At 57.7% G+C, this 1,960-nt stretch carries 2 protein-coding genes; both read left to right on the top strand.

The features are described from left to right. Positions 1 to 737: plasmid partitioning protein RepB (repB, locus tag EOA24_RS36005; protein ID WP_127410706.1), on the top strand; the 737-nt coding region annotated here is incomplete at its 5' end. Between the two features lie 152 nt (positions 738 to 889). Then, positions 890 to 1,960, top strand: a 1,071-nt coding sequence (repC, locus tag EOA24_RS36000) for a plasmid replication protein RepC (RefSeq protein ID WP_127410705.1), incomplete at its 3' end; no start/stop codon positions are given.

Raw genomic sequence — 1,960 nt, 5'->3', positions numbered from 1 at the left:
GGGAGAGGGGACAGGATACCCCAATCCTTGTAAGACCCCATCCCAGCGCCGAAGGCCGCTACATGGCCGTTTTCGGACACCGACGGGTGAGAGTTGCCAAACAACTCGGCAGGCCTGTCCGCGCAGTGGTGAAGACGCTGGCAGACATCGACCACGTTGTCGCACAAGGGCAGGAAAACTCCGCACGCGCCAACCTTACGTTCATTGAGCGTGTTATGTTCGCCCAGCAGCTGGGTGGGCTTGGGTTCAGCCGCGAAACCATCCAATCTGCTCTGTCGGTCGACTACCAGACGCTCTCTAAGATGCTGACGATTCCGAAAGCTATCCCTGCGGTCATCATTAATGCGATTGGGCCGGCCAAAGGGATTGGACGCGACCGGTGGTTGGATATTCGGAAGCTCGTCGAGAACCCGAAGAACACGCCAATTGCCAACAGCTATGTGGCCAGCGAAGAGTTCGCGGCCGCAGATTCTGATGAGCGTTTCAACTTGCTCTTTGATTTTCTGAACGGAGCAAAGTCCAACAAGCCGATCAGGAAAGGGCTCGCTCCGCGGATCAACAGAACCTGGGCACCGGCCGACAAATCAGTCGCCGCGACGATTAAAAACAATGGAAAGGCCTTCAGTCTGGCGCTTAAAGCGAAAGACGCGGCCGAGTTCGGCGAATACATTTCGGAGAACCTGGACAGCCTTTACGAGGCATTCAGGACATCGAAGAAAGAGGCAACAGGAGACTAAACCGCAAAAGAAAAAGGCCCCCGAACGTCACCGTCGCGGAAGCCCTTCTCAACCATAAGCAAGCTGAGAATCGCATCTCCACGAATCACTGTCAAGAGTCATTGGCGTCGTTTTGGCGAGCAGATTTCTTTTGCCTAATTGAAGGCGAAGAAATGGAGACGGATATTGCAACGACGCCCTTTGGGCGGCGGCCGATGTCGCTTACCATGTTGGCAGCGCAAAATGAGTCACGTGAAATCCCCAAGGGCAGGGTCGTCGACAAGTGGCAGATCTACCGCAACCTCTGCGAAGGCAAGAGCATCGTCGGCATCGGCGATCGTGCCCTGGCCGTGCTGAATGCGTTGCTCTCTTTCTATCCTGACAGTGAGTTGAGTGAGGAAAGCGACCTCATCGTCTTTCCCTCCAACGCTCAGCTGTCGCTCAGGGCGCACGGAATGCCCGATGGCACACTCAGGCGGCACCTGGCGGCTCTTGTGGACTGCGGACTGATCATCCGTCGGGATAGCCCGAACGGCAAGCGTTACGCCCGCAAGGGCAGAGGAGGGGAGATCCAGGAAGCCTTTGGCTTCTCCCTGGCGCCGCTGCTGGCCCGTGCTTACGAGTTCGAGGCGGCGGCCGAGCGTGTTCGCGCCGACAACAGGGCGCTCAAGCTTATGCGCGAGCGGATCACCTTGCACCGCCGTGACATCCACAAGCTGATCGAGGCCGCTGTCAACGAAGATGTCCCGGGCGACTGGGGAGGCCTTTGGAAGCGTTTCCGCGATGTTGTGGAGGCTATTCCGCGCCGAGCCTACATTGCCGAGCTCGAGCCTATCGTTGCCGATCTGGCCGCCTTGCGTGATGATGTGGGTAAGCTGCTGGAAACTCATATGAAATCCATGAATCCAAGCGGCAATGACTCTCAAAACGAGCGGCAGCAATCTGATTCAAATACCGACTCTATTTTTGAATTTGAACCTGCTTTCGAGAAAAGCGGGGTGACGGCCGAGTCCAGGACGAGGACCGCAGAGCCCCCAAAAACCTATCCGCTGGGGCTTGTGCTGAAGGCCTGCCCCGAAATTGCGGATTATGCCGTCGCCGGGATCGGCAATTGGCGCGATTTCATGATTACCGCCGCCCAGGTGCGGGGCTACCTTGGCGTCTCGCCGTCGGCGTATGAGGAGGCCTGCCATGCGATGGGCCAGGAAACCGCCGCGATCGTGATTGCCTGCATCCTGCAACGC

Source organism: Mesorhizobium sp. M2A.F.Ca.ET.039.01.1.1, from assembly GCF_003998035.1.
Taxonomy (GTDB): domain Bacteria; phylum Pseudomonadota; class Alphaproteobacteria; order Rhizobiales; family Rhizobiaceae; genus Mesorhizobium.
The sequence above is the reverse complement of the archived record's forward strand: the minus strand, read 5'-3'. Positions and strand labels throughout refer to the sequence as shown.